This is a genomic window from Nostoc sp. (assembly GCF_036917815.1).
GTDB lineage: Bacteria > Cyanobacteriota > Cyanobacteriia > Cyanobacteriales > Nostocaceae > Nostoc.
In genome coordinates this window covers 26,572-50,193 of the sequence record NZ_JBALEK010000064.1, presented here as the reverse complement: position 1 = coordinate 50,193, position 23,622 = coordinate 26,572, and the positions used below count along the sequence as shown (strand labels likewise).

Sequence of the window (23,622 nt, the reverse complement as noted above, 5' to 3'; positions counted from 1 at the left end):
CAAGCCAAGAACATCGGGAGCCGTGTGCGGTGAAAGTCGCACGCACGGATCTAACTGAGAGGTGCGGGAGATAATACTCCCCATCGACTCAACCAAAGGGATGTCGAATGTTTTTAGATGCCCAACCTTCTGTTGCTTCTCCGGTAGCGGAGTTTGTGCGGAGTTATCCCATCCACTCAACCCATGTCATAGCCCATATCCGCAAAGCTACTCAGGGTGAAATTGCCCTACACAACTGTCATCCTTTCCGCAGAGAATTGTGGGGTCAATATTGGGTGTTTGCCCACAACGGTAATTTGCCAGATTTTGAACCAGAAAATTTGGGCTTTTATCAAGCCGTTGGTGACACCGACAGCGAAAAAGCATTCTGTACGATCCTAGAAACATTGCGATCGCGCTTTCCTGGGAGTAAGCCTGAAATCGAGGAATTGTACCCTGTACTGCAAGAAATTACTGCTGTAATTGCAAAATTGGGTATATTTAATTACTTATTATCAGATGGAGTACACTTTTTTGCTTATTGCTCAACTAAACTCAGCTACATTGTCCGCCAAGCGCCCTTTGCGGCAGCCCATTTAATTGACCAAGATATGACCGTAGATTTTCGGGAAGTGACTACAGAACGCGATCGCGTCGCTGTCATTGCTACCACACCACTCACTGACAACGAAGTTTGGACACACATTCAACCGGGAGAATTACTAGTTTTTCAGGATGGGTTGCCCCGGAAATATGCGTTCAGTTAAGAATTAAGTATTTGCCCGATTTTTCCCATTTAGATAATTTCTAGATGGGTTTTATTTTTCATGCTTTTCATGTATCTAAAAAACCTCTCTAAATCAATACGGTTCAGTTAAGGCTAGTACTCTTTGTCAAAGTCATTGTAAAAATATGTAAAATATCTCACTACTGCTTCAGTTGATAAATTTTGTTCGCACTTATGCATTAGTAAGAAATAATTGAGGGTTTAGGCTTTAGAGATTAGGGAACAGAGAATATGCAGTAAGTATTTTCCCTCCGCCCCTGGAGCCTCTTATGCCTAGCTTTCAGTTACCTAGCAAGTTGCTTGATATACTAAGTAGCTCAATTCAAGATTTGAAATAAAAGTATTTGTAATTCCTCACAAAACTGCTAAAATCACCATGTTCTTGATAAAGAACATGGGGTATTTTGGTGTTTGTAACTAGATACATATAGTCATCCAGTATGATAAATACTATATAACTGTATTCCCATCAATTATTTGTAGATTTAGTGGAGGAAATGGAATGAGTTTGTGGCAACGCCCACTGAAAAGATTACAAGCGATGTCTGACGACAAGCTGCTTCTCTGCGAGACGCTCCGCGAACGCATCTACGCGTTCAATAGAACGTATCGGTTCAGACTAAATTCGCTCAAAGGCTTTGTATCACTCTTTTTGGTAGGTACCGTATTGAGTGTGGCGCTTGCCGCCTGCTCTGGTGGAACTGGGAGTAATTCTTCCACGGAAACCCCTGCTGCTAGTCCCGTTGCTGCAAAAAAAGATAATATTGAACTAACTCTTGTGTCGTTTGCAGTTACCAAAGCGGCTCACGAAGCCATCATTCCTAAGTTTGTCGAACAGTGGAAGAAAGATCATAATCAAACTGTTGTTTTCAAGCAAAGCTATGGCGGATCTGGTTCCCAAACTCGCGCCGTTATTGATGGTTTGGAAGCAGATGTTGTTCACTTAGCCCTAGCTGGAGACACCTCAAAGATTGAGAAGGCTGGATTGATTCAACCAGGATGGGAGAAAGAAGTTCCCAACAATGGTATTGTTTCTAAATCGGTGGCAGCATTAGTCACACGTCCAGGAAATCCGAAAAACATCAAGACCTGGGAAGATTTATCTAAAGACGGTATAAAACTAATTACCGCCGATCCGAAAACATCAGGAGTTGCTCGCTGGAATTTCTTAGCTCTTTGGAATTCGGTGATTAAAACTGGTGGAGATGATGCTAAAGCCACTGAGTTTGTTAGCAAAGTGTACAAAAATGTACCCTTGCTGACCAAAGATGCCCGTGAAGCTACTGATGCCTTTTTCAAGCAGGGTCAAGGTGATGCCCTGATTAACTATGAAAATGAGATTATCTTGGCAGAACAAAAGGGTGAAAAGTTGACTGCGATCATCCCTGATGTCAATATCTCCATCGACAATCCCATCGCAGTGGTAGACAAAAACGTTGATAAGCACGGTAATCGTGAAGTTGCCGAAGGTTTTGTCAAGTATCTATATACTCCAGAAGCACAGCAGGAGTTTGCCAAATTCGGATTCCGACCGGTGGATGAGACTTTGACCCTAAGTAAAGAAGTTGCAGATAAATTTCCCAAGGTGAAAACTTTGGGTACAGTTGCAGACTTCGGTGGTTGGGATGGAATCAATAAGAAGTTCTTCGCAGATGGAGCGATTTTTGACCAGATTCAAGCCAAGAAAAAGTAATTCGTCAAAATAATTCGTAATTGAAGGACAGACCAACTAACTTGTTTACGGCAAGCTGCGCGAATAGTTGCGAGGTAATAATTATGAATTACGAATACTGACAAAAAAATTTTTTTGAATTTTGAATTCGGAGCGAGGCGACGTGACTGTATCTCCTTCTGTGGAAGTTGAACGCAAAACACCATTCTGGAAAAAATTAGGGCGGGTTCCTTGGACTTGGCGAATCACCATTGCATACTTGACGGTGATGTTGTTTATCCCCATCGCTGCCATGTTCTTGAAAGCAAGTACAGAAACTCCGGCGAAATTTTGGGCGATCGCAACTAGTGATATCGCATTATCCACTTACAACGTCACTTTTTTTACAGCAATCTTTGCTGCCTTACTCAATGGCGTATTTGGGACTCTGATTGCTTGGGTTCTGGTTCGCTACGACTTTCCCTTAAAACGCTTGATTGATGCCACAGTAGATTTACCCTTTGCACTACCAACTTCCGTAGCAGGGCTAACCCTGGCAACAGTTTACAGCGATAATGGCTGGATCGGTTCCCTACTAGCACCACTGGGAATTAAAGTATCTTTTACCCGCACCGGAGTAGCGGTGGCAATGATATTTATCTCACTACCTTTTATTGTGAGAACTGTGCAACCCGTACTTCAGGAAATGGAACATGAAATTGAAGAAGCCTCTTGGTGTCTGGGTGCTTCTCAATGGCAGACTTTTTGGAAAGTAATTTTGCCGCCTTTATTCCCCACGATTTTGACTGGTGTTGCCTTGGGTTTCTCCCGTGCAGTTGGCGAGTATGGTTCGACTGTAATTATCTCTTCCAATACGCCCTATAAAGATTTGATCGCACCTGTGCTGATTTTCCAACGGTTAGAACAGTATGACTATTCTGGTGCAACAGTAATTGGCATAGTTTTACTATCCATTTCGTTGGTATTGCTATTGGCAATTAATTTCTTACAAGGATGGGCAAGGCGATATGACACTAGATAAGCCAAGTTTTAACTCATCTGTATCTGTATCAGATGCAAGCAAGCCGAAAGAGCAGAAGAGTTGGGTACCAATAGTTTTAATTGGGATAGCGATCGCCTATTTAGCCCTAGTTCAATACATCCCGGCAATTAACGTTTTTGTGCAAGCCTTCAGCAAAGGAGTTGGGCCATTTCTGTCCAACCTAACGCGTCCAGCTTTTCTCCATGCAGCTTGGCTGACACTGTTGTTGGCTTTGATTTCCCTACCTGTGAATACAGTATTTGGACTATGTGCAGCTTGGGCGATCGCTCGTCACAAGTTCCCTGGACGCGCCGTAGTTTTGAGCATTATTGACTTGCCCTTTTCGATTTCGCCCGTAGTCGCCGGATTGATGATTGTGCTACTTTACGGGCGCAATGGGTGGTTTGGCCCTTGGCTACAGGCACATGATATCAAAATTGTCTTTGCCTTCCCCGGTATGGTGCTGGCTACAGCGTTTGTGAGTATGCCCTTTGTGGCGCGGGAAGTGATTCCTGTTTTAGAAGAGTTTGGTAAGGATCAAGAAGAAGCTGCTAGAACTCTAGGTGCGAAAGATTGGCAGATATTTTGGCGCGTCACCCTACCTAGTATCCGTTGGGGCTTACTTTACGGTTTAATTTTGACCAATGCCAGAGCAATGGGTGAATTCGGAGCAGTTTCGGTAGTATCTGGCAACATTGCTGACCAAACCCAGAGTTTACCACTGTTTGTAGAAGAGGCTTACAAACAATACGAAACTGAAGCTGCTTTTTCTGCGGCTGTACTGTTAGGGTTGCTAGCAGTAGTAACCTTAGTACTAAAGGAGATTCTGGAACGGAAAACCCGCATTAAAGATGTTGAATAAGTAAGTAGGCACAATAAAACCAAACTGTGTGAAGAAAAGTAAACAAGGCTCAAACTCTTTTTCCCCCTGCTCCCTGCCTTATCCCAACGATAATTATTTACGCCGACCTACTTAATTAGATATGGGGCATTGGTTATTTATTTCTCCCTCATCTCCCTCATCTCCCCCACTCCCCACTCCCCACTCCCTTCTACTGCTAGTAACAATTATGACTAGTGATAATACGCTAAACCACAAACGAATTCGACTCAGAATTCCCAAAGACTATCATCAGGAACCTGTCATTTCTCGCCTGGTGTCTGACTATGGATTGACTGTGAATATCACGGCAGCGATTTTGGGAGCCAATGCTGTCGGTGATGGTTGGTTTGATCTGGAATTACAAGGAACAGATGCACAAATTCAGAGCGGGTTAACCTATCTCCATGACTTGGAGTTGGAAGTCTGGGATGAAACTAAAGCAACTGATTGGTAAGGGACTTCCAACAAATAAATTACCCAATATTGTGGGGTGGGCAACATGAGCGCCTTAGCTTAGGGGCGGGCGAGACACCTGCGGTTTAAAAGTAATTTATCTAACCTTATTAGGCGCAGAGAACACAGAGTAAAGAAGGATTCTTTGACCAAAATTTTTACCCGCCTTCAAAGGGCTAGTCCTGGAATCAAACCGGATTCGTATAGTAAGCACTTCAGTAGTTAAGATCAGGACTAAAGTCCTTACTACGAACTTATTTATTCAGCAAAGTTACCTTAATTTAAACAACGCTAATTCACTACCTCTATCTAATAAAAAATTATTGGATAGAGGTAATTGTAAATTTAGCTAAACTCATTACTAACGTTGATAGTGACCGCGAATCCATACCTTGTGGTGATGTACTCTCTGCCAATGTCCAGGAATCCACCTTTGATGATGATGCCCACCAAGATCGATGACTAATGCTGATGCCTGTTTTGGCATAGCAGTAATAAATAGTGGTAAAGCAACTAATACACCTGCAAGCATCCGTTTCATAACTACTTTTCCTTTGTTCAACTATCTGGGATTAAGTCAGTTAAATTCTTTGTGAGTTCATTTTCAGTAATTTAACTGATTTATAAATTTAGACTGCTGGTTTTTCCAAAAGGTTTAATTTAGTTGATGTCAAGTTTGTGTTGCTGATATGTCAAATTTATGTATTACAGCTTTAACCTCAAGTTAGTTTACGTAAAGTGAGGATAATTTACGTGAATTTACCAATTGTGTTTTTGCGGTCTTTGTGCGAATCTCCTTTAGATAACAATTAAATGCATTAAATCGATAGATTTACCGTATTTTAATAAAAGCTAAAAATATGAAAATCTCTATGAGGCTGAAATCCAACCAGGCACGGCATCAGCAAGATTTTCTGCCTAACCCAAAGATTGCGTAGGCGCAGCCCACTGTAGGTATCGCTATTGGGAATTAATCTGATGTCTCAGAGTAAATCTGTAGAACCTGCTTCAGTCCACAGTCGAATTCTCGTGCCTCAGAGTTATCAGAGGCAACCTGTAATTTCCCGACTGATATCTCGTTATGGTTTAACCGTCAATATCAAAGCTGCATCCCTGACATCAGACAGTGACAGCGATGGCTGGTTTGATTTGGAACTTTCAGGAAATCCCCAAAAACTGACAAATAGCCTATCTTACTTGCAGGGATTGGGAGTGAATTTACTGGAATTAGCGATCGCTAACCAGATTCAATCCAAGCACCACCCTCTAACTTTCCCTAATCCAGCTAGCAAACTGGGTCCCCAAGACTCTGCATGGCTGACAAATCAATGGCAAGAACAATTCCAGCAGTGGATTTCTCTCGGTCAAACCAATCGATTGCGCTTGCAACTGTGCATCTTAAAATCCTATTACCAAGAACCGGTGATTTCCGAGTTAGTTTCTGGTTATGGGTTAACAGTCAATATCACCAGTGCTAGACTTCAACCCGATACGGAAGATGACGGCTGGTTTGACTTGGATTTGTGGGGGAGAACAAAGCAACTCTACTCCAGCCTGAGTTATTTAGAAAAACTGGGGCTACCAATTTGGCTGGATTTGTCTGGCGTTTATAGCGATGTCTACGACGGGCTACGCCTACGCTAATTAATAAAATTGTTCCTACCCAATGGCAGCACTAAATAACCAAAAAAACAATTCCCAAACCAGATTATCACTGCTTTCTTCAGTCTCTGAAAAAAGCCAAGTCACTCAGATTCGTGTGCGGATACATATTCCCAAATGCTATCTACAAGCGCCTGTGATTTCGCAGTTAATTTCTGCTTACGGTTTGGTAGTTAATATTACTAAGGCTATGCTACAACCAAATACAGATGGCGAAGGATGCTTTGACATTGAACTGTGGGGAACAGTGTCACAAATTTCTAGCGGTTTAGCTTACCTAGAATCGCTGAATCTGAGAATTGTGGGCAAGCCGAATGCTGACGGCGATAGCTGGTTTTACTGAAATCATCTAAATTTCGTAGTACCAAATTTCTTCTTCTCGCAGCACAATTCGATGCAGGGAAAGACGATTAATCAAACCCTCTTGCTCAAACTGCCCAAGAACACGAGTGATGGTTACACGAGTTGAACCGACCATTTCCGCCAAGTCTTCATGAGTCAGACGCATATCGATTAAACGTCCTTTCTCAACTTCCGAACCAAACTTTTTGGATAACCATGCCAACAGCTTGATGAGCATAGTATCCACTTTTTTATGGCTACGAATCACCATCAATTCTTGAGCCTGTTGGATATGGGCAAGTAGAGTTTCTGTTAGTTGAGTCCACTCCTCTAGAGGTAAGACTGTCGCCTCCACTTTAGTTAGGCATTCCATCTGATAAGGTTCTAATTTTGACAAAGCCTTCCCAACGACATCTCCAGGTCCCCACAATCCTAGGGCGACGGTTGTACCATCTTCCAGATAGGTAAAAGTCCTAACAAAACCCTTTTCAATCTTCCAAAGTCCGTTTTTATGCTCTGGCAGAAATGACCTACGGGCAAAAATTTGATTAGTATTGTTACTGTTTAAGCTGGGTAAGCTTGTGTACAAAGACACCATATTTTATAAGGCTCTTATCCGATAAATTAACCGTAGTATTATATTTATATCAGTTTCTAAGAGCATCTGAATATTTTAAATAGAGGAGTTAGGAGTTAGGGGTTAGGAGTGGGGAGTTAGGAGTTAGGAGTTAGGAGTTAGGAGTTATTATTTCTCCCCTGCCAATGCCCAATACTTCTCTTCTTAGGCTGCGCCAACGGCAACTCTTGGAGACGCTACGCGTAGCAAGATCCCCGGAGGGTTACGCTCAGTACAAGTGCCCCATGCCCCATGCCCCATGCCCCATGCCCAAAATTAAATTCCCGCACCATCCAGAAAATCTTCAATCATCCCATCAGAATTTTTGCTCTTAGGTTTGTTGGTTCGTTCGTCGCCAAGCTCAGTTGGAGACAAACTTGATTGCTCTTGCAACTGCTCGAACTGTTTCTCTAGAGCTTTGACGCGTTCAAATAACGCGCGGATGACTTCAGCTTCTACGTCGCGTACTTTATCATGATCTAGAACGTTGGTAGACAAGTTGTTCTGACGAGTCACGCGCCCTGGAATCCCAACTACAGTAGTGTTACTAGGTACATCTCGCAGCACTACAGAACCGGCTCCAATACGGACGCGATCGCCAATTTGAATATTTCCCAATACCTTTGCACCCGCTCCCACAACTACATGAGAGCCTAAAGTGGGATGGCGTTTGCCGCTTTCTTTCCCAGTGCCACCAAGGGTGACACCTTGATAAATCAGGGCATAATCGCCCACGATCGCAGTTTCACCAATCACTACTCCCATACCGTGATCAATAAACACTCCCTGACCAATTAATGCCCCAGGATGAATTTCAATTCCGGTTAAAAACCTACTAATATGAGAGATGAATCTGGGTATAAAGGGAATTCCAATTTTATACAGCCAGTGCGCCAATCGATGAGACACTAGAGCTTGGAGTCCAGGGTAACAGAACAATACTTCTAGCCAGTTACGGGCTGCTGGGTCACGCTCAAAAATGGTTCGCAAATCAGTTAGTAGCATACTCTGTTAAGATTTTTGTTGGTAAGCGAGGCTCTGAAAACAGAAACTCAGGATAATTCCCACCAAAAGATCAGGCCATTTATGGGAATTTTATCAGACAGTAATCTACGGTAAGTCGATCGAGTATAGTGTTTTTGTGGGTAGTAAGTGGGATGCTATCACATTCCACTATTGGAAAAAATTAATTTCGCATAAACTGCGATAAGTCCCTCAATTCACCGTAGTATATTGAGTACTGTCTTGAATAGCCAAAACTACGCTCTCTTGGATCTGTCTTCCAAAGTGGAATACGCGCTGCTGGCACTCTTAGAACTGGCAATGCACCACGGAAAAAAACTTCCTCTAACTATGAGCGAGATCACTGCCAAGCAACCCATACCTGAACGCTATCTGGAACAAATTTTGACCAACCTCCGGCGTGCTGGTGTGGTGCAGAGTCAACGCGGCTCTAAAGGAGGTTTCGTTTTAGTTCGTGAACCTTGGCAGATTACAATACTTGAAATTGTCACTTTGGTAGAAGGTGAGCGGAAAGAGAAAGATACCTCTGACTCTCCGACTCTGGAAAAAACTCTGGTTTATGAAGTTTGGGATCAAGCTAACGCTGCCTCAGTTGAAATTTTGGCTCGTTATACACTCCAAGACTTGTGCCAGGAAAGAGAAACTCGCGCCCAGCAGAGTCCGATGTATTATATTTAGTTACGAGGAAGCACTCACATGCGAATAGCGAAAGATATCACAGAGTTAATCGGAAGGACTCCTTTAGTTCAATTAAACAAGATTCCCCAAGCTTCAGGAGCGGTTGCTCGGATTGTGGTGAAGCTAGAAAGCATGAATCCATCATCTTCGGTGAAAGATCGGATTGGCGCGAGTATGGTGGAAGCGGCGGAAGAAGCAGGTTTGATTCACCCAGGGAAAACCGTTTTAGTAGAGCCGACTTCAGGAAATACAGGAATTGCGCTGGCGATGGTGGCAGCCGCCAAGGGTTATCATCTCATTCTAACGATGCCTGACACAATGAGCCAGGAAAGACGATCCATGCTCAAAGCTTATGGCGCTCAATTAGAGTTAACGCCAGGGGTAGAAGGGATGCGAGGAGCGATCGCTCATGCAGAGCAGATTGTAGCTCAAACACCCAATGCTTATATGTTGCAGCAGTTCAAAAACCCCGCAAACCCGAAAGTTCACGCCGAAACCACGGCAGAAGAAATCTGGAATGATACTGATGGAGAGGTGGATATTCTGGTGGCGGGAGTGGGTACTGGTGGGACGATTACAGGGGTTTCAGAAGTTATTAAAGGACGGAAGCCGAGTTTTCAAGCGATCGCAGTTGAACCCAGCAGCAGCCCAGTATTGACAGGCGGTAAATCAGGGCCTCATAAAATTCAGGGTATTGGCGCGGGATTTGTCCCAGCAATTTACCGTGCGGATCTGGTAGATGAAGTGATTCAGGTAGCAGATGAGCAAGCGATCGCTTACAGCCGTCGTCTCGCAAAAGAAGAAGGATTGCTATCGGGGATTTCTACTGGCGCGGCTTTATACGCGGCTATTCAAGTAGCACAACGGCCAGAAAATGCAGGTCGCCTAATCGTGATGATACAGCCTAGCTTCGGCGAACGCTACCTCAGCACCTCACTGTTCAAAGACCCAGAGGAAAATGAGTGGTTGAGTAAAGTTTGATTCCCCATACCAATTTTAATTCAGAAGGCAGAAGGCAGGAGGCAGGAGGCAGGAGGCAGAAGGCAGAAGGGAACCCACGTTTAAAAACGTGGGATTGAAGTAAGGACGACGCCAGATGCTCCACTTGGGATGCATCCCAAGACCGCACTGGCTCCCTTGTGTCTCGTGCTACGCGTCTCGACACCAATCTTTTTATACTAGTGCGGCTCTAGACCCACAACTAAAGTTTTTATTAATACTTCTTTCCTTCTGCCCTCTGCCTTTCTTTGTAAGTATGCAAGAATAAATCAAACTATGTTATACCAATTCTCTTTAAGAAGTAAAAAGTAAAAAGATAATCCCCATAAATAAATTGAGGGGATTTAATAATGACACCTTATTTCTCTCTACGAGACGCAATCATGCGAACGCGCTGCGCCACGAGGCTCGATGACTCGCTAACGCTACGCTATCGTTATAAATGTTTTTATTTCAAAGTCTTAGATCCCCCCCAATCCCCCTTAAAAAAGGGGGGGCTAAAAATCTCTTAAAGTCCCCCCAAACTGTTATTCATTATTCGGAATTAGGAACACTCAAAATCTGAATTTTGGTGTCATCTAAAGGACTTGTGTAACGGGAGCATCCCAAATGTCCAAAAGATAGCCCTCATCCCCTAACCCCTTCTCCTAAAGATGGGAGAAGGGGAACTAGAATTATGTCTCCCCTCTCCCATCTTTGGGAGAGGGGCTGGGGGTGAGGGAAAAGATTTAAGCAAAATTAGGATGCTCTCTGTGTAACAGTCATAGTCGGGATAAAACTGCATTTACCTATTTTAGAAATAAAACAAAAATGTCACATAATTCACCAAACAAATGACTAGTTTTAGTAGTTAAATATAGAAATATTAATTTTGATAAAAATAAAATCACTGATAAATTACTTGCTTTATTGTTAAACATAAGATACAGATGGTGAAAAAATACCATCAGCAATGCCACTTTAATATAAGTTAAAAAAAGACTATGTTTAACAAAAACTTAGCAACAACTGTCGCAACAGTTGGATTAATGATGACTGTTTCAATTTCTGCGGCTCAAGCCAACCCTAATGCAATGACCTGGACAGTGTTAGGAAGCCCTTTACAGCTTGGTGGCAAAACCTATGTTTTGTTCGGTGCAGATTATAGTCCATCTGGCATCACTAATCCTTATGTAGGCGACACTAGTATTAACGAATATCGCTCACTGCTCTGCATTAAAAAGAACCCTCTGCTACCAGCACCAGTAGGTCTTCCTCCATCCTACTTAACACCTGGTGGTGCCACTGCTGGGTCTTGGTCTGGCGGTACAGTGTTGGTGATTCCCAATATTCAAGGAACCCAATTAACATCTTTAGCAGTTGCAAACAGGATATGCAACCAGGTAGGACAAATTGTTCGTGGTACTCCTGGATATCGGATGGCAGAATTCCATGATGGTACTGGTATTTACTCTGGATGGAGTTTCTGGACCGAAGCCTATGACTACATAAACGGTTTAGCGCAGTCTCCGCCTACGCGCTATTGGGTTTACATTAATGACCAACCTGCTGCCAATCCTTGGTAGGATATATAGTCTTAAAAGGGGGTAGGGAAACTAGGGGAAGATGAGGTAACGGGAGAAAGCAATGCCCAATACTTCTCTTCTTAGGCTGCGCCAACGGCAACTCTTGGAGACGCTACGCGTAGCAAGATCCCCGGAGGGGTATGCTCAGTACAAGTGCCCAATGCCCACTTGCCCTGAGCGGAGCCGTACCACTTCGTGGAAGCAAGCTACGCGTAGCGTCTCGTAGAGAAGGGATGCCCCATACCCCACGGTTATAATCGACTAATATCTTTTGTCACTAACTTCCAACCTTCAGCTTCGTCAACTAGCATCATCGACTCTAGTTCAAGATTGTTGAAAGCAGATGCATGAAGCAGGAAGTATGGTTGGCCGTTGTAGTGCCAATAATATTCCAGTTCACCAACAGAAGCGGGAATGATGGTGCGATCGCTATAATAATCCAACGAGGGACGATGGTAGGGAAAAGATGTGTAAATCTTCCTCGTAGCTGGATTTGCCCGCACAATCATGGCGGCCACTGGTTTAACTGGATAGGCTTCAGATAATTCCCAAACCCAATAGTTAGATTTCATTAACAGCAGCAGCGAAATATAGCTTCCCCAAAACAAAATCTTCAGAAATTGCCCGTCGCCTCGTTCTGCCAAAATAGCTGCTAAGGTCATAGTTAAAGCGACTGCGGCGAAAATCAGTTGTAAGTCTGTTTTGGGTATTGCACCCCAACTGAAATAAATGCTACCAGCAGAAGCAACTATCGCAAGTATCGCCAAACCAGCAACCCAAGCACGGGGATAAGATGAGAGTAAAGGCGAATTTTCCGTTTCTGATAACTGGATACCAAAAGCTAAGGCTAAACTAGGGTAAATCGGGAATAGATACCAGGGGACTTTGGTAATCATGAAAGAAATTACCAGTAGATAAACACCACTCCACGCCAGTACTAGTTTTGCCCAACTAAGATTACGATTTTCCCAGGTTAAGCGGACAGTTTGCGGTAAGAATAATAACCACGGCCATGTGTACTTCAGAAGTTCAAGCACATAGTACCAAGGTGGTTCAGGATTCCCGTCTACAATAGAGCCAATTCGACCTAGTGATGGGTTTGCAAGGCCAATTTGGGCGAAAGTATAACCATAGTGAATTAGTTGGGCACTATACCAACCAGCTACAGGCAGAATGCCAATTAAGATTGCGATCCAGAGATAGTAACAGGTGAGTAGTCGTGGCGTATCCCAGAATAAAAATACAAGTGCGATCGCACCTAGTAATACGCCTAGCAGTCCTTGAGTTAGGCAAATCAACCCAAAACTAATGCCAACACCAAGACAATAACGTAAATCCCGGCGCGATCGCAACACGCACAACATCATCACCATCAAAAAACTTACCATCGCCCCATCCAACATTGCCAACCGCCCATGACGCACCACGGGTAACATTGTGAGGTAAATCAAGGCGCTATAAATCGCTGCCCAACGCTGGCGAAATATCTCTCGAGCAATGCAATACAGTAAAGGTACAGATGTCGCTGTTAAAATTGCTCCGGGTAGACGTGTTGTGCATTCATTTTCACCTCCTAGAGAATAAGCCCAAGCAATTAACAAATGCATCAAAGGCGGCTTGTCATGATATGGTTCGCCTCCTAGTGTTGGGTAAAGCCAAGGCATTGAACCTGCTGGTGCGTGCCAAATTTCACGAGCAACCTGTGCCACAGTACCTTCATCCCAATCTCGCAACGGCAATCCTCCCAGATTGATGCTAAACAGTAACACTGCTGCCAACAGCAACACTATTAGCCATACCCAATCAACCCATTTGCCAACCGTGCGATGCTGTTTTTCCAGATGACTCCAAATAAAGCTTCCTTCTTGCATATTCTCTGGTAATCATTTTACTTGCTGGTTTGATTACATAGAGACATCTAGCGAATCTCCAATGTTGCCACCCAGTAACAACGTATGTTATTAACAATTGCTAGTTTCCAAGATTAACTCAACTTTTTATAATTAGCGCTATTTTTGGAAAAATTTATCTTAGTTAGTTAAAGAACATTTAAACCGATAAATGATAAAAATAATACAGCCAATACATTATTTATTACCTACTGAGTAGTCCGTAAATTAACTTGTATTTTATTTTGAATGTGACCCTTAGTTTAATCGCTACGAGAAAAATAAAGCAGCCCTTTTTATCTTATTTATGAAACATTAATAAAGCACCATAGAACCTAATGCATGACCACTAGGAAAACTAAAAGATTTTTCAGAAATCAACTGATGCCACAGTTCAGGGTCTGACTTTTCACGGTATCTGGAAAACCTCACTTCTATTTCTCTCTTCCTTTAAGGAGAGAGACTTTGAATTTTCCCCCTTCCCTTGTAGGGAAGGGGGTTAGGGGGTTAGGTCAATCGTTAGCTTTTCCACATAACGTGAAAAGTCAGAGTTTAGGGCGAGGTTTAGAAAAAAACAACTTTAGCCCTGTATTTAACATTAACCCTCCCAAGCAAGCAAGTACAAAAACTTTCGCTTCTTCTCGGTAACGTTGCCACCAAAGTAACAAGACATTAACGCCTGCAACTATAACCACTGTACTAGGATTGCCCAGATTTGTAATAAACAGCATTAAATAATCTAAATTTGGATTGGCGAACTGATGTATCCATAACAAAAAATTAGTATCAAATGCAAAAGCTTCTCGCTCCAAAACCTCTTCAGCTAGTTTTGCTAAAACAAAAAGGATGAGCAGACAACTAGCAAGTCCAAGAATACCAATTGTGGCAATTAAGGGAGTCAAATGAGGATGTATATAACGCAACCATAAATTAGAAATTTATCGGAGCATACTTTAATATCATTCATCATTAGAAGGTCTAGCTACGGCTAGTTTTTTATGCTTTAGAGTTGTGAACAAGATACAAACTCCAAGTATTGACACAAGGACTATCGATGAGCCAATAGTACCAAAATCGAGGCCACCTTTAGCGTGTGGTTTTGTCAGAATATCCCCCAGTGTGGCACCAAATGGTCTGGTTAGGACAAAGGCAATCCAAAACAACATAACTTGGGAAATTTTGGTATAGTAATGCGCTGCCAATACTAGGGCAAGCAAACCAGCAATTAGCAGCGCTCCTCCTGCAAATCCGAGGCCGGAACTATCAGCTAAGAAATCGCCCAAGGCAGTACCCAAAGTATTTGAAAATAGAATTGCAGTCCAATAAAGCAGTTCAACTTTAAGCGTTTTGATATTGTTAACAGATAGAGACCCAACACTGAATCGCCAGAATGCCAAAATAGCGAAGAGAATGGTAACTAAAATTGTACTCCCCGCAGCGTAGCCCAGCCCTAAAGTACGATCCATGAAATCTGACATTGTGGTGCCAGCCGTGCTAGTTGAAAGGATAACTGTCCAATAAAGTAATGGGTTATAGCTTTTTGAGATCAATTGAGTCGTAAGAGTTGCTAAAAACACTGCAATCAATATCAGAGAACTAACCGCATAGCCCACATTTAGCGTCATCGATAAAAGGTCTCCTGCCGTTTCTCCCAGAGTAGTTGCACATATCTTCATGATCCAAAAGAACGCGGTGATTTGTGGAAGTTTATTCATGATTGCTCATAGTTGATCTGAATTTGTGATTTGATCGTAGAGATAAAAAGTCAAGAAATAGTCAAGATTTGATTTAAAGCGAAATTTACTCCTGATAAATAGACGAAAAATAGCTGAAGTTTTTAATTAAAAGTTAATTTCACTATTTGATATTTAATTTATTGAACTCAAACTAATCTTGACTATTTCTTGACTTTTATTGCCTACTATGAAAATACAAACCCAGACTTTAAGGGATTTTACAAGTATGCAAACTTCAACAAAAATCATTTTGGCAGCAGCTTTTGTTGGTACTTTAGGACTGGCTGGATTGTCAAGAGTTGTATCTGCAAAACAACCACAATCTTTTGTAGTAATTGCACGTCAGCATCATAGCGCTACCCAAGTTACTGAAGCCAGTGATGGCGACGGTGAAACAAACGATGATTCACAAGAAGCGGCAAAACTGCAACCGCTAGCTAAAATTACAGCACAACAAGCACAGCAAGCAGTTGAAACATCTGTGGGAGGTAAGGCGAAAAGTGTCAAGCTCGAAAATGAAGATGGCAACTTAATTTATGCTGTAGAAATTGGTCAGCAAGAAGTTACAGTAGATGCTGGTAATGGCAAAGTTCTCTATGCGGAGAATGCCAATCAACAAGATGAGAAGAATGAAGCCACTCGCCCCAAGAGTAGTATTCAGGTTCACGAAACTAGTGATAGCGATCGCAAAACCAATGATGATGCTAAGTAAGTAGGGAACTTAAAATCATATTGTCAAGAAGTTGGTAAACGCACAGTAAAACAACTACCAACACCTAATTGACTGGTAAGACTAATTAATCCACCGTGATTTTGGGCGATCGCTTGAGCGATCGCTAGCCCTAAACCAGAACCACCTGACCAATAGGAACGAGACTGATCTGCTCGCCAAAAACGCTCAAAAGCCTTGTGAATATGCTCTGGTGCAATTCCCACACCTGTATCTTGGACGTTGACATAAAGCTGGGAACCAACACGACTGGTTTTAATTTCAACTACACCTCCTGATGGTGTATAATGGAGCGCGTTTTCAACTAAATTAGTAAACAGTCGCGTTAATTGAACTGAATCACCTATTAGCTGAAGATTAGCAATTAGTTGAATTTTCAAGTTAATTTGTTTGGCTTCAGCTTGAGGCTTATAGAGTTGTATTAGGTTCTCTAATATTGACGTTAAATTGAGAGTATCTCTATTTTGATTGTCAACTCTATCAGTGCGTGCCAACAACAGTAAGTCTTCTGTGAGGCGAGTCATCTGGTTAGTAGCGCTGGCGATCGCCTGAAACTTTTCTGCATCTTTTGACCCGATTTCATCTGGATATTCTAGCGCTAACTCAGCATTAATTTTGATCGCCATCAATGGACTACGTAGTTCGTGGGAAGCATCAGCAGTAAACTGTTTGAGTCTTTGAAAACTCTCTTCAATGGGTTGCATTGCTTGGCGAGTTAGGAAAATTCCGCCAATACTACTCAGAACCAAAGTTATAATAATCCCACCGCCTAATCCCCAGTCCAGTTTTTGCAGGGTTTCATCAAATTCTTCTAAAGATTGACTCACCCTCACATACCCAACTACCTCACCATTATCGCTAGCAATAATTGGTACAGTCACTCCTTGGATAGGAACTTTATCTTTCTGAATTTGGACTATTTTATTTGGTAAAAAAGGTAAAGTTAAAACAGTTTTGCCTTGTTGGGTAATTAAATTTCCCTGAGTATCAAACCACTGTAATGCTTGATGATAAGCAATTAAGTCTTGGGGACGAAAGTCACTTTCAATAGTCAGGCGACCTTTTTCAAACTCCACATTTGCAGCCGCACCTTTCCCTATGGCCGTGAGTTTATCTGTGATTTGTTCAGTTAAGCTGCGAGTGAAAGCAAATCGGACTGCGATCGCAAATATTCCCAGCAGCGATGCGAACACCACTAAATAAGACAACAATAAACGATATCTGATTCTTTGAAACACATTATCTAATCTTGTAGGGTGGGCATCTTGCCATTGGTGTCAAGTTAACGTGAAAGCCAGCCTAGAACAAGCTTTTAGAGATGATCTCGTTCCCAGTCAGAGACTGGGAATGCCCGTCGTTGGGGCTGCCGCCTCAAGACTGGCCGCAGAGCCGCAATGAGCAGCATTTCCAGCCTCTGGCTGGAAACGAGATTTTCAAATGGTTTTGGCTTAACTTGACACCAATGGCGATATGAGCGCCTCTAACTACGAATTATTTTACTTCTGTCCTAGACGATAACCAATGCCATAGATATTCTCAATCAAGTCTTCTGAACTTCCAGATGCTCTAAGTTTATTCCGCAAATTTGTAATATGAGTTTTAATACTTCCTTCTCCCGAAGATTTATCAAAATTCCACAGTTTATCAAGAATCGCCGAACGAGTGACAACTTGATTTGGATTGCTCAAAAAATATTCTAATATCATATATTCTTTAGGAGTTAATGATATGATATTTCCTGCATAAGTAACCTGTTGAGTTGCTGGGTCTAGTTGCAAATCACCGTAGATTAAAATCTGGGGACGAATCTCTGGAGTTCTTCGAGCTAAAGCCCTGATGCGTGCTGCTAACTCTTTTAAGTCAAATGGCTTAATCAAGTAATCATCAGCACCAGCATCGAGTCCGATAATTTTATCGCCTGTTGTATCTCGTGCCGTCAGCATTAAAATCAGAACATTAGATGAAGCAGCGCGTAAACGCTTACATAGAGTAATTCCATCTAATTTAGGAAGCATTAAATCTAATAGAATTAGTTCATACAATGCTGATTGCGACCATTCCCAAGCTGCCAATCCATCGGTTGTGATATCGACGATATGGTGTTGTCGTCTTAAAAACTCGGCTAATGGCTTCGCAATGCGATCGTCATCTTCAACTATCAAAATTCTCATCATGCTCTACCTCTAAATTATTAAAGCAACTAAGAGGATGTTTTAAAAGTATTGGGCGAATAGAATTCGCCAGGGCTTTTCAAACATTCTCTAAGTTAAGCGTTGAAGACTAGCTCGTAAAATCTGTTTTTTTCTCTGTTATCTCTGCGACTCTGCGGTTTAAAAGTAATTTATTTAACCACTGAAACGCCGAGAAGACAGAGAGAAATCTTCCTTTAACTCCTAACTTGATGATAAAGAGTATCCCGTTGTTGGTAAGGTCTTTCTAAAGAAGCGATCGCAGTTTCCAAAGTTTCCACTTCCATACAGGTACCGCCCAAGGCACCCGCCATTGTGGTAATATGCTCTTCCATCAAGGTGCCGCCGATATCGTTGCAACCCCAAACTAAGGCTTCTGTCGCCCCTGCAAGCCCCAGTTTTACCCAACTCTGCTGATGGTTGGGAATCCAATTACCTAAGAAAATCCGCGCTACAGCCCCTAACAGCAGCGCATCACTCAAAACTGGTTGATCGCGTCCGACACGGCGACGTAAGGATTTGGGTGCTTCTTGCCCAACGAAGGGTAATAAAATAAACTCTGTGATTCGTGCTGGATATCCCTGGTTGATGGCAGTTTTTTGGAGCGATCGCAATTTTTCTAAATGCCCAATTTGCTGTTCGTGGGTTTCAATATGCCCAGATAACATCGTGCTGGTGGTATGCAAGCCTAATTTATGAGCTGTGCTGACAATTTCTAGCCAAGTGGCTGTGTTAATCTTCTCTGGACAGAGTATCCGTCTAACTTCATCATCTAACACTTCGGCTGCTGTTCCCGGCATTGAACCAACACCAGCATCGCGCAAAGCAGTAATCACATCAGTATATTCAAGTCCATCAAGTCTGGCGATAAATTCCACTTCTTGGGGTGAGAAAGCGTGTAAATGTATCTGGGGAAATTCCTGTTTGATGGTTTCCACTACCTTGAGATAGTAGGGCAAAGATTTACCATTTATCTGCGCCTGTGGATTTAATCCCCCCTGCATGCAGATTTCCGTCGCCCCCCGTCGCACTGCATCTGTCGCTTTTTCCAAAATTTGCGCCGAATCTAACCAGTATGCATCGGCATCACCATCATCTCGGCGGAAAGCACAAAAACTACAGTGTTGCTCACAAATATTAGTAAAGTTGATATTACGGTTAATTATGTAGGTGACAGTATCGCCTACTTGAGTGTGGCGGAGTGTATCGGATGTAGCACGTATTGCGGCGATCGCTTCCGGCTCAGTTTGTTGTAACAACACCACTCCCTCTTCGAGAGATAAATCGTACCCCATCAAGGCACGTTCCAGAATTTTTTCAACAGCGATTTTTGTCTGCATTATTTTCTTAATTTTTAAGTAAATTTTAATTTTATAATCTGGGAAATAGTAAGATTTAGCTGCTTTTATGTTCTAGCCGCCACAGCCTACTATACTCGAAAACATCGACCAATTTGTATTTCTTCTCAAGCTCATATCTAAATATTTTAGAAGGATTATACAAAAATACATCACTGAAACTATCAGGAATATTTGGTATAGTTGGTTCAATTACCAATTGCATCTGCACTTTCTCATCTAAAACATGAATTAGAGACATTAGATCGCCAATATTGAAAGAATAATTACTACTAATTAATAGCGGGTGATTAGCCTGATTGATGATGCGAACTATTATAGGGTTAAAATGGCTGCCTTTATTCCACCATGTCTCGGCTTGAGAACTGACGGCACATGATATAACTCCACTGGAAATTACTACTATCATTACTAATTGCCAAAATTTTCGGGCTATTAACTTAGAAGAAATAATTTGAGTCGCCAGCAAGTAAGCAACAGATAGCTGAATGCCGACATAACATGGAATGACATATCTAGGTCGCAGACTGAGCTTACCTCCAATAATTAAATCAGACAATATGATAGCTAAAGCAGGTAATCCACTTAAAATAAAAATAAATAACCAAACTCGTTTTCCCCCTTGACGATAAAGAAATAAGAAGGAATATACTACCAAGATTAGTATTAAGGGAATTAAAAATCGACCCCAGCGCAAAACTGGCAAATTCAAATCTGGAAAAAATGGTTCGTAGCGCCAAAAATCAGCAAATAAATAGCTAATATTACTAATCCAACCAGAAACCAAAACTGACACAGATTGTCTGCTTTGAGCAGTGGTTGTTGTGCTTTCAATTTCAGATAAGCTATGAATAACAGTTAAAATCCAAGGAACGAAAGCTAAAAAACCGGCACTAGTTGCTATTAGATAAGCTTTAACGCTTTTGGTAAATCGAAAGCGTTCAATTGTAAATACATAAATACCGTAGGCGATCGCAAGAAATCCAGAAAACAAAAAGGTGTACAATGATAATGCCACTGTTACTGCATAAACCCCCCAAAGCTGCTTGCTACCCAGCCTTATTGCTCGCAGCAGTGCAGCACTCCCTAGCAAAATAGTCACCATCCACAAACCGAACTCCCTTGCCTCTTGAGCGTACAGGACATAGAAGGGTGAAATACTTAGAAGAGCTACACTTATCCATGCCGTTATGGATGACTGAAATAATTCTAAGCACAGCCAATAAATGCCAGGAAAGGCTAGGAGGCTAATTATGGCTGATAAGCTTCTCGTAGTCGCTACTGAATTGCCAAAACATTGCATCCAGAATCTAACCATCACGTAATAAAGTGGAGGATGTTGAGCATCCTCCACCGCCAAAGAATTGATTGTATCGATTAAACCTTTTTCAGAATTAGGCTGTTGATATTTTTGTATATCTCTAGCAGCAACCACGCACCCATTAAACACTTTTTGAACAAATTCTGTTTTAGTGTAACCAGAAATTCGTAATGAGGTATAAGCTTCATCGTGGGAGTAGAGTTTTCGATCCAGATAGGCGAAGCGAAAAAATATCCCTAATATTAACAAAATAATGATTAAAAATCGTAGCCAAATCGGAGGAAAATATTTTGCAAGTACTGATTGTCTATTGATCATAAATATCGAACTATAGATAAAATTATTGTACAAAAAACCATATTCTAAGATACATTTTTGAGAAATTTGTTGAGAAATTCAAGATAAGTAAAACTAATAAAAAACTCCACGCCACTTGCGGGTTGGAGTTTTTAGTCATTAGTCAAAAGTCATTAGTACCAATGACCAATGACTTTTGACTAATGACTAAAGCGGCGGGGCGGCTATCCCTCTACAGACACCTGGGGTGGAGTTTCCCGCCGCTTTTTATAAATTAGCGAAAAAGGTAAGGGTAACTCTCCCACCATCCGTGAGGAGCAAGTGACACGACTAGTACAGTTCGGCGGAAATAGAGCAACCATTTAAAATTCCTAAAGAGCTTATTCCATAATACTTTTGACTTTTGACTTCCGCCTTGCGGTACTAGTCACACTTAGGATATGAGATTGCAATGCCTCTGTCATTTAGATAGGTTTTACTAAACCTTACGTCAGTGTTAATATAGGTAATCTTCATGAATGAAAACGAAATAGCTGGCTCAGTATGCTAGTACGGCTCATACAGAGTCTTATTCATCTGTTTTCAGTGATTTACTGCTGACTGCTCCCTGTAGAAGTCAGAATACCTGCCGAATCAATCATTAATATCGTTTTATCTACGAGGTACAAAATGACAGTTCAATCTTCCAGTTCGATTCAGCAACAAGTCGCCCGTCGCGTTCTATCAGTGCCTGTACAATCAGCGCTCTATGTCGCACTGTGTTCTTTGACTCTGTGGACAATTTATTTCACTACATACCCCGCTATCCATGACACGACTCATACTCTGCGTCACCACACACTGATGGTGAGTTGCCATTAGTTGATTGAGTCGATGATTAGCAGGAGGAGAGAAATCAAATGACTTTACTTAAGTGGTCTAAGCTGATCGGTGCGATTTGCATGATCGGAATTATCCTGTATGCTTCGATCGGACTTGGACAATCCCCTCAACCATCGGTGCGGCTAACAACCAATCCACCGATTAATCAGGTTCAACCCCTTGAGGCTGAAGCCACCACAGTTTTGGGATCAGGGCACTACAATCCGCCAGTGCAGCTGATGCTGCAAGCCTTCGATGCTCAAGGGCAATCTTTAAAGGATGCCAAAATCCACTTGCAATTGTTCACCCGTCCTAAAAACCCGTGGTTCACAACAGATTTTCCGATCGTCGAGGGGACAAAGTTGCTGGATATTGAGGGCAATGCACCAACAGGTCTGTTGCAGGTTCAACAAACCTTGCCGATCCGGGGAACGTATCAACTCCAGGTAGCAGTTACTCCGCTCATTGCCAATGCCTTTGAGCCGATAAAGCAAACGCTGACGCTGACGCTGCCTGAAAATCCCTTAAAGTTCCGCTACTTTGGCATCCTGGTTGTGATTTTGCTGGCGGTTGGGCTACTAGGAGGTTGGGTGATTGGGGGCAGACAACCAATTCAACCGGGAGAAATTGCCCCGCAACAGGTGCGATTGTTGTTGAGTGGATTGATTGTAGTAGCGATCGCCGCGCTCCTCTGGGTGAATATCAGCGCTGAACTTGCCGAATCGCACCATACTATGTCGATGCCAGGTATGGGAGAAGAAGTTCCGCCCTCTGGTAAGCCCGCTAAATTGCAGTCTCAAGGACTTTATATGCAACTATCGGGTGACCAGAGTGCAACGGTGGGTCAACCTGCCAGATTGCAGGTTAGCGTCAGTGATCCCAAAACCAGCCAACCCGTGACAGATGTAGTGTTGAAGGTAACAACCACCCAACTCGAAAATAATTGGGTGGCGTTTGCTTATGAAGGTACTCCAGATAGCAACGGAAAATTGGTGTGGGAGCAGGAATTCTTTGACGGTGCCCCCCATAGCGTTGTTGTCGAGGTTGCGCCGCAAGCAAACGCAACCCGGCAATTTCAGCCATTCCAAGTTGCAGAGAATATTCCAGTCGAAGGTGTCGCTCCGCCGATGCATGTGCGGTTGATTTCGTTGACTTACTTCACTGGAGTTGTGGTAATTGGTTTGCTGCTGGGACTGTGGCTGCGACAACGACAGACTCCGCGTAGTGGGATGACTTGGAAGCGTAGTGTTTCATAAGTCAGTGTCAACTAGCGTTATTGCTATGTCATTCGGTTGTAAATATAGGAATCCTGCTTGAATCTTACTTAGTATACTGAGAAGTCAAGCTTTGTATGTCAAGCTTCTAGGCAGCTTGATTGTTCAAAAATCAAATAGGAGTCCTATACATTTGCCCTTAGTTTGTTCGCCCAATGACTGGACAGGCTGATTGCCTAAAATCCATGTCGGATACCATTGAGTGTTCGATATGGATTTTTATAGACACAGCATGAGAAATTGAACCCTGCAATTTATAAGGGAAATGCTGAAAACCCCTGAGAAAC

At 42.5% G+C, this 23,622-nt stretch carries 22 protein-coding genes and 2 pseudogenes; 13 read left to right on the top strand and 11 right to left on the bottom strand.

All coding sequences use genetic code 11. The features are described from left to right. Window positions 1-95 precede the first annotated feature (95 nt). From V7K97_RS19985 to V7K97_RS19965, 5 genes and pseudogenes are all read left to right on the top strand, one after another. Window positions 96-746: pseudogene (locus V7K97_RS19985) on the top strand (class II glutamine amidotransferase); the annotation flags it as partial. A gap of 522 nt (window positions 747-1,268) precedes the next feature. Continuing rightward, the gene (locus V7K97_RS19980; protein WP_334802738.1) at window positions 1,269-2,459 is read left to right on the top strand and encodes a sulfate ABC transporter substrate-binding protein; all 1,191 of its coding nucleotides are present in this window, start codon (window positions 1,269-1,271) and stop codon (window positions 2,457-2,459) included. Window positions 2,460-2,601: 142 nt separating this feature from the next. Continuing rightward, entirely contained in the window at window positions 2,602-3,459 is an 858-nt protein-coding gene (gene cysT / locus V7K97_RS19975; RefSeq protein ID WP_442936886.1) for a sulfate ABC transporter permease subunit CysT, read from the top strand. Then, window positions 3,446-4,321, top strand: a complete 876-nt coding sequence (gene cysW / locus V7K97_RS19970) for a sulfate ABC transporter permease subunit CysW (protein ID WP_334802737.1) — start codon at window positions 3,446-3,448, stop codon at window positions 4,319-4,321. The genes cysT and cysW overlap by 14 nt, the downstream gene beginning before the upstream one ends. 208 nt (window positions 4,322-4,529) lie before the next feature. Next, a complete protein-coding gene (locus V7K97_RS19965; protein WP_334802736.1) occupies window positions 4,530-4,796 on the top strand; it encodes an NIL domain-containing protein in 267 nt (88 codons plus the stop codon). A 360-nt stretch (window positions 4,797-5,156) separates the two neighbouring features. Here V7K97_RS19965 and V7K97_RS19960 read toward each other — a convergent pair whose 3' ends face one another. Beyond that, window positions 5,157-5,336 (bottom strand): hypothetical protein, encoded by a 180-nt coding sequence (locus V7K97_RS19960; RefSeq protein ID WP_334802735.1) that lies wholly within the window; start codon window positions 5,334-5,336, stop codon window positions 5,157-5,159. 437 nt (window positions 5,337-5,773) lie between these two features. On the opposite strand from V7K97_RS19960, the gene V7K97_RS19955 reads away from it, so the two are divergent. Both V7K97_RS19955 and V7K97_RS19950 read left to right on the top strand, forming a co-directional pair. Then, window positions 5,774-6,439, top strand: coding sequence for an NIL domain-containing protein (locus tag V7K97_RS19955; RefSeq protein WP_334802734.1), 666 nt, complete (start codon window positions 5,774-5,776; stop codon window positions 6,437-6,439). 22 nt (window positions 6,440-6,461) lie between these two features. After that, window positions 6,462-6,800, top strand: coding sequence for an NIL domain-containing protein (locus V7K97_RS19950; RefSeq protein WP_334802733.1), 339 nt, complete (start codon window positions 6,462-6,464; stop codon window positions 6,798-6,800). 6 nt (window positions 6,801-6,806) lie between these two features. Here V7K97_RS19950 and V7K97_RS19945 read toward each other — a convergent pair whose 3' ends face one another. Continuing rightward, window positions 6,807-7,397: a Crp/Fnr family transcriptional regulator gene (locus tag V7K97_RS19945; RefSeq protein WP_334802732.1), complete on the bottom strand. Its 591-nt coding sequence runs from the start codon at window positions 7,395-7,397 to the stop codon at window positions 6,807-6,809. A 294-nt stretch (window positions 7,398-7,691) separates the two neighbouring features. Further along, window positions 7,692-8,420, bottom strand: coding sequence for a serine O-acetyltransferase (gene cysE, locus V7K97_RS19940; RefSeq protein WP_334802731.1), 729 nt, complete (start codon window positions 8,418-8,420; stop codon window positions 7,692-7,694). A gap of 213 nt (window positions 8,421-8,633) precedes the next feature. Here cysE and V7K97_RS19935 point away from each other — a divergent pair, with 213 nt between their 5' ends. From V7K97_RS19935 to V7K97_RS19925, 3 genes are all read left to right on the top strand, one after another. Beyond that, the gene (locus tag V7K97_RS19935; RefSeq protein ID WP_334802740.1) at window positions 8,634-9,116 is read left to right on the top strand and encodes an RrF2 family transcriptional regulator; all 483 of its coding nucleotides are present in this window, start codon (window positions 8,634-8,636) and stop codon (window positions 9,114-9,116) included. A gap of 18 nt (window positions 9,117-9,134) precedes the next feature. Continuing rightward, entirely contained in the window at window positions 9,135-10,097 is a 963-nt protein-coding gene (gene cysK / locus V7K97_RS19930; protein WP_334802730.1) for a cysteine synthase A, read from the top strand. 1,001 nt (window positions 10,098-11,098) lie between these two features. After that, window positions 11,099-11,680: a hypothetical protein gene (locus tag V7K97_RS19925; RefSeq protein WP_334802729.1), complete on the top strand. Its 582-nt coding sequence runs from the start codon at window positions 11,099-11,101 to the stop codon at window positions 11,678-11,680. A 251-nt stretch (window positions 11,681-11,931) separates the two neighbouring features. Here the strand turns inward: V7K97_RS19925 and V7K97_RS19920 are convergent, their stop codons facing one another. The 3 genes and pseudogenes from V7K97_RS19920 to V7K97_RS19905 form a co-directional block, all read right to left on the bottom strand. Then, the gene (locus V7K97_RS19920) at window positions 11,932-13,551 is read right to left on the bottom strand and encodes an ArnT family glycosyltransferase (protein WP_334802728.1); all 1,620 of its coding nucleotides are present in this window, start codon (window positions 13,549-13,551) and stop codon (window positions 11,932-11,934) included. Window positions 13,552-14,117: 566 nt separating this feature from the next. Continuing rightward, window positions 14,118-14,507: pseudogene (locus tag V7K97_RS19910) on the bottom strand (phosphatase PAP2 family protein); the annotation flags it as partial. A 21-nt stretch (window positions 14,508-14,528) separates the two neighbouring features. Beyond that, window positions 14,529-15,284, bottom strand: a complete 756-nt coding sequence (locus V7K97_RS19905; RefSeq protein ID WP_334802727.1) for a COG4705 family protein — start codon at window positions 15,282-15,284, stop codon at window positions 14,529-14,531. Between the two features lie 247 nt (window positions 15,285-15,531). Here V7K97_RS19905 and V7K97_RS19900 point away from each other — a divergent pair, with 247 nt between their 5' ends. Continuing rightward, window positions 15,532-16,017, top strand: a complete 486-nt coding sequence (locus V7K97_RS19900) for a PepSY domain-containing protein (protein WP_334802726.1) — start codon at window positions 15,532-15,534, stop codon at window positions 16,015-16,017. A 23-nt stretch (window positions 16,018-16,040) separates the two neighbouring features. Here V7K97_RS19900 and V7K97_RS19895 read toward each other — a convergent pair whose 3' ends face one another. The 5 genes from V7K97_RS19895 to V7K97_RS19875 all read right to left on the bottom strand — a co-directional run bounded on the left by V7K97_RS19895 (window position 16,041) and on the right by V7K97_RS19875 (window position 21,562). Continuing rightward, window positions 16,041-17,273, bottom strand: a complete 1,233-nt coding sequence (locus V7K97_RS19895; RefSeq protein ID WP_334802725.1) for a sensor histidine kinase — start codon at window positions 17,271-17,273, stop codon at window positions 16,041-16,043. A gap of 258 nt (window positions 17,274-17,531) precedes the next feature. After that, window positions 17,532-18,206 (bottom strand): response regulator transcription factor, encoded by a 675-nt coding sequence (locus tag V7K97_RS19890; protein ID WP_334802739.1) that lies wholly within the window; start codon window positions 18,204-18,206, stop codon window positions 17,532-17,534. A 215-nt stretch (window positions 18,207-18,421) separates the two neighbouring features. Next, window positions 18,422-19,564, bottom strand: coding sequence for a 7,8-didemethyl-8-hydroxy-5-deazariboflavin synthase subunit CofH (gene cofH, locus V7K97_RS19885; RefSeq protein WP_334802724.1), 1,143 nt, complete (start codon window positions 19,562-19,564; stop codon window positions 18,422-18,424). A gap of 55 nt (window positions 19,565-19,619) precedes the next feature. Next, window positions 19,620-21,221, bottom strand: coding sequence for a glycosyltransferase family 39 protein (locus V7K97_RS19880; protein WP_334802723.1), 1,602 nt, complete (start codon window positions 21,219-21,221; stop codon window positions 19,620-19,622). A gap of 203 nt (window positions 21,222-21,424) precedes the next feature. Then, a complete protein-coding gene (locus V7K97_RS19875; protein ID WP_334802722.1) occupies window positions 21,425-21,562 on the bottom strand; it encodes a hypothetical protein in 138 nt (45 codons plus the stop codon). Between the two features lie 307 nt (window positions 21,563-21,869). Here V7K97_RS19875 and V7K97_RS19870 point away from each other — a divergent pair, with 307 nt between their 5' ends. Further along, complete coding sequence (locus V7K97_RS19870; RefSeq protein ID WP_334802721.1) at window positions 21,870-22,061, top strand: CbtB-domain containing protein; 192 nt, start codon at window positions 21,870-21,872, stop codon at window positions 22,059-22,061. Between the two features lie 38 nt (window positions 22,062-22,099). Further along, window positions 22,100-23,317: a hypothetical protein gene (locus tag V7K97_RS19865; RefSeq protein WP_334802720.1), complete on the top strand. Its 1,218-nt coding sequence runs from the start codon at window positions 22,100-22,102 to the stop codon at window positions 23,315-23,317. Window positions 23,318-23,622: the final 305 nt, after the last annotated feature.

Bases quoted from the DNA above. Each gene is read 5' to 3' on its own strand.
- V7K97_RS19865 (WP_334802720.1), top strand. From the start codon at position 22,100: ATGACTTTACTTAAGTGGTCTAAGCTGATCGGTGCGATTTGCATGATC.
- V7K97_RS19950 (WP_334802733.1), top strand. From the start codon at position 6,462: ATGGCAGCACTAAATAACCAAAAAAACAATTCCCAAACCAGATTATCA.
- V7K97_RS19925 (WP_334802729.1), top strand. From the start codon at position 11,099: ATGTTTAACAAAAACTTAGCAACAACTGTCGCAACAGTTGGATTAATG.
- V7K97_RS19875 (WP_334802722.1), bottom strand. From the start codon at position 21,562: ATGGTTGCTCTATTTCCGCCGAACTGTACTAGTCGTGTCACTTGCTCC.
- cysE (WP_334802731.1), bottom strand. From the start codon at position 8,420: ATGCTACTAACTGATTTGCGAACCATTTTTGAGCGTGACCCAGCAGCC.
- cysW (WP_334802737.1), top strand. From the start codon at position 3,446: ATGACACTAGATAAGCCAAGTTTTAACTCATCTGTATCTGTATCAGAT.
- cysK (WP_334802730.1), top strand. From the start codon at position 9,135: ATGCGAATAGCGAAAGATATCACAGAGTTAATCGGAAGGACTCCTTTA.
- V7K97_RS19980 (WP_334802738.1), top strand. From the start codon at position 1,269: ATGAGTTTGTGGCAACGCCCACTGAAAAGATTACAAGCGATGTCTGAC.
- cofH (WP_334802724.1), bottom strand. From the start codon at position 19,564: ATGCAGACAAAAATCGCTGTTGAAAAAATTCTGGAACGTGCCTTGATG.
- V7K97_RS19945 (WP_334802732.1), bottom strand. From the start codon at position 7,397: ATGGTGTCTTTGTACACAAGCTTACCCAGCTTAAACAGTAACAATACT.
- V7K97_RS19960 (WP_334802735.1), bottom strand. From the start codon at position 5,336: ATGAAACGGATGCTTGCAGGTGTATTAGTTGCTTTACCACTATTTATT.
- V7K97_RS19920 (WP_334802728.1), bottom strand. From the start codon at position 13,551: ATGCAAGAAGGAAGCTTTATTTGGAGTCATCTGGAAAAACAGCATCGC.
- V7K97_RS19905 (WP_334802727.1), bottom strand. From the start codon at position 15,284: ATGAATAAACTTCCACAAATCACCGCGTTCTTTTGGATCATGAAGATA.
- V7K97_RS19900 (WP_334802726.1), top strand. From the start codon at position 15,532: ATGCAAACTTCAACAAAAATCATTTTGGCAGCAGCTTTTGTTGGTACT.
- V7K97_RS19965 (WP_334802736.1), top strand. From the start codon at position 4,530: ATGACTAGTGATAATACGCTAAACCACAAACGAATTCGACTCAGAATT.
- V7K97_RS19890 (WP_334802739.1), bottom strand. From the start codon at position 18,206: ATGAGAATTTTGATAGTTGAAGATGACGATCGCATTGCGAAGCCATTA.
- V7K97_RS19880 (WP_334802723.1), bottom strand. From the start codon at position 21,221: ATGATCAATAGACAATCAGTACTTGCAAAATATTTTCCTCCGATTTGG.
- V7K97_RS19955 (WP_334802734.1), top strand. From the start codon at position 5,774: ATGTCTCAGAGTAAATCTGTAGAACCTGCTTCAGTCCACAGTCGAATT.
- V7K97_RS19870 (WP_334802721.1), top strand. From the start codon at position 21,870: ATGACAGTTCAATCTTCCAGTTCGATTCAGCAACAAGTCGCCCGTCGC.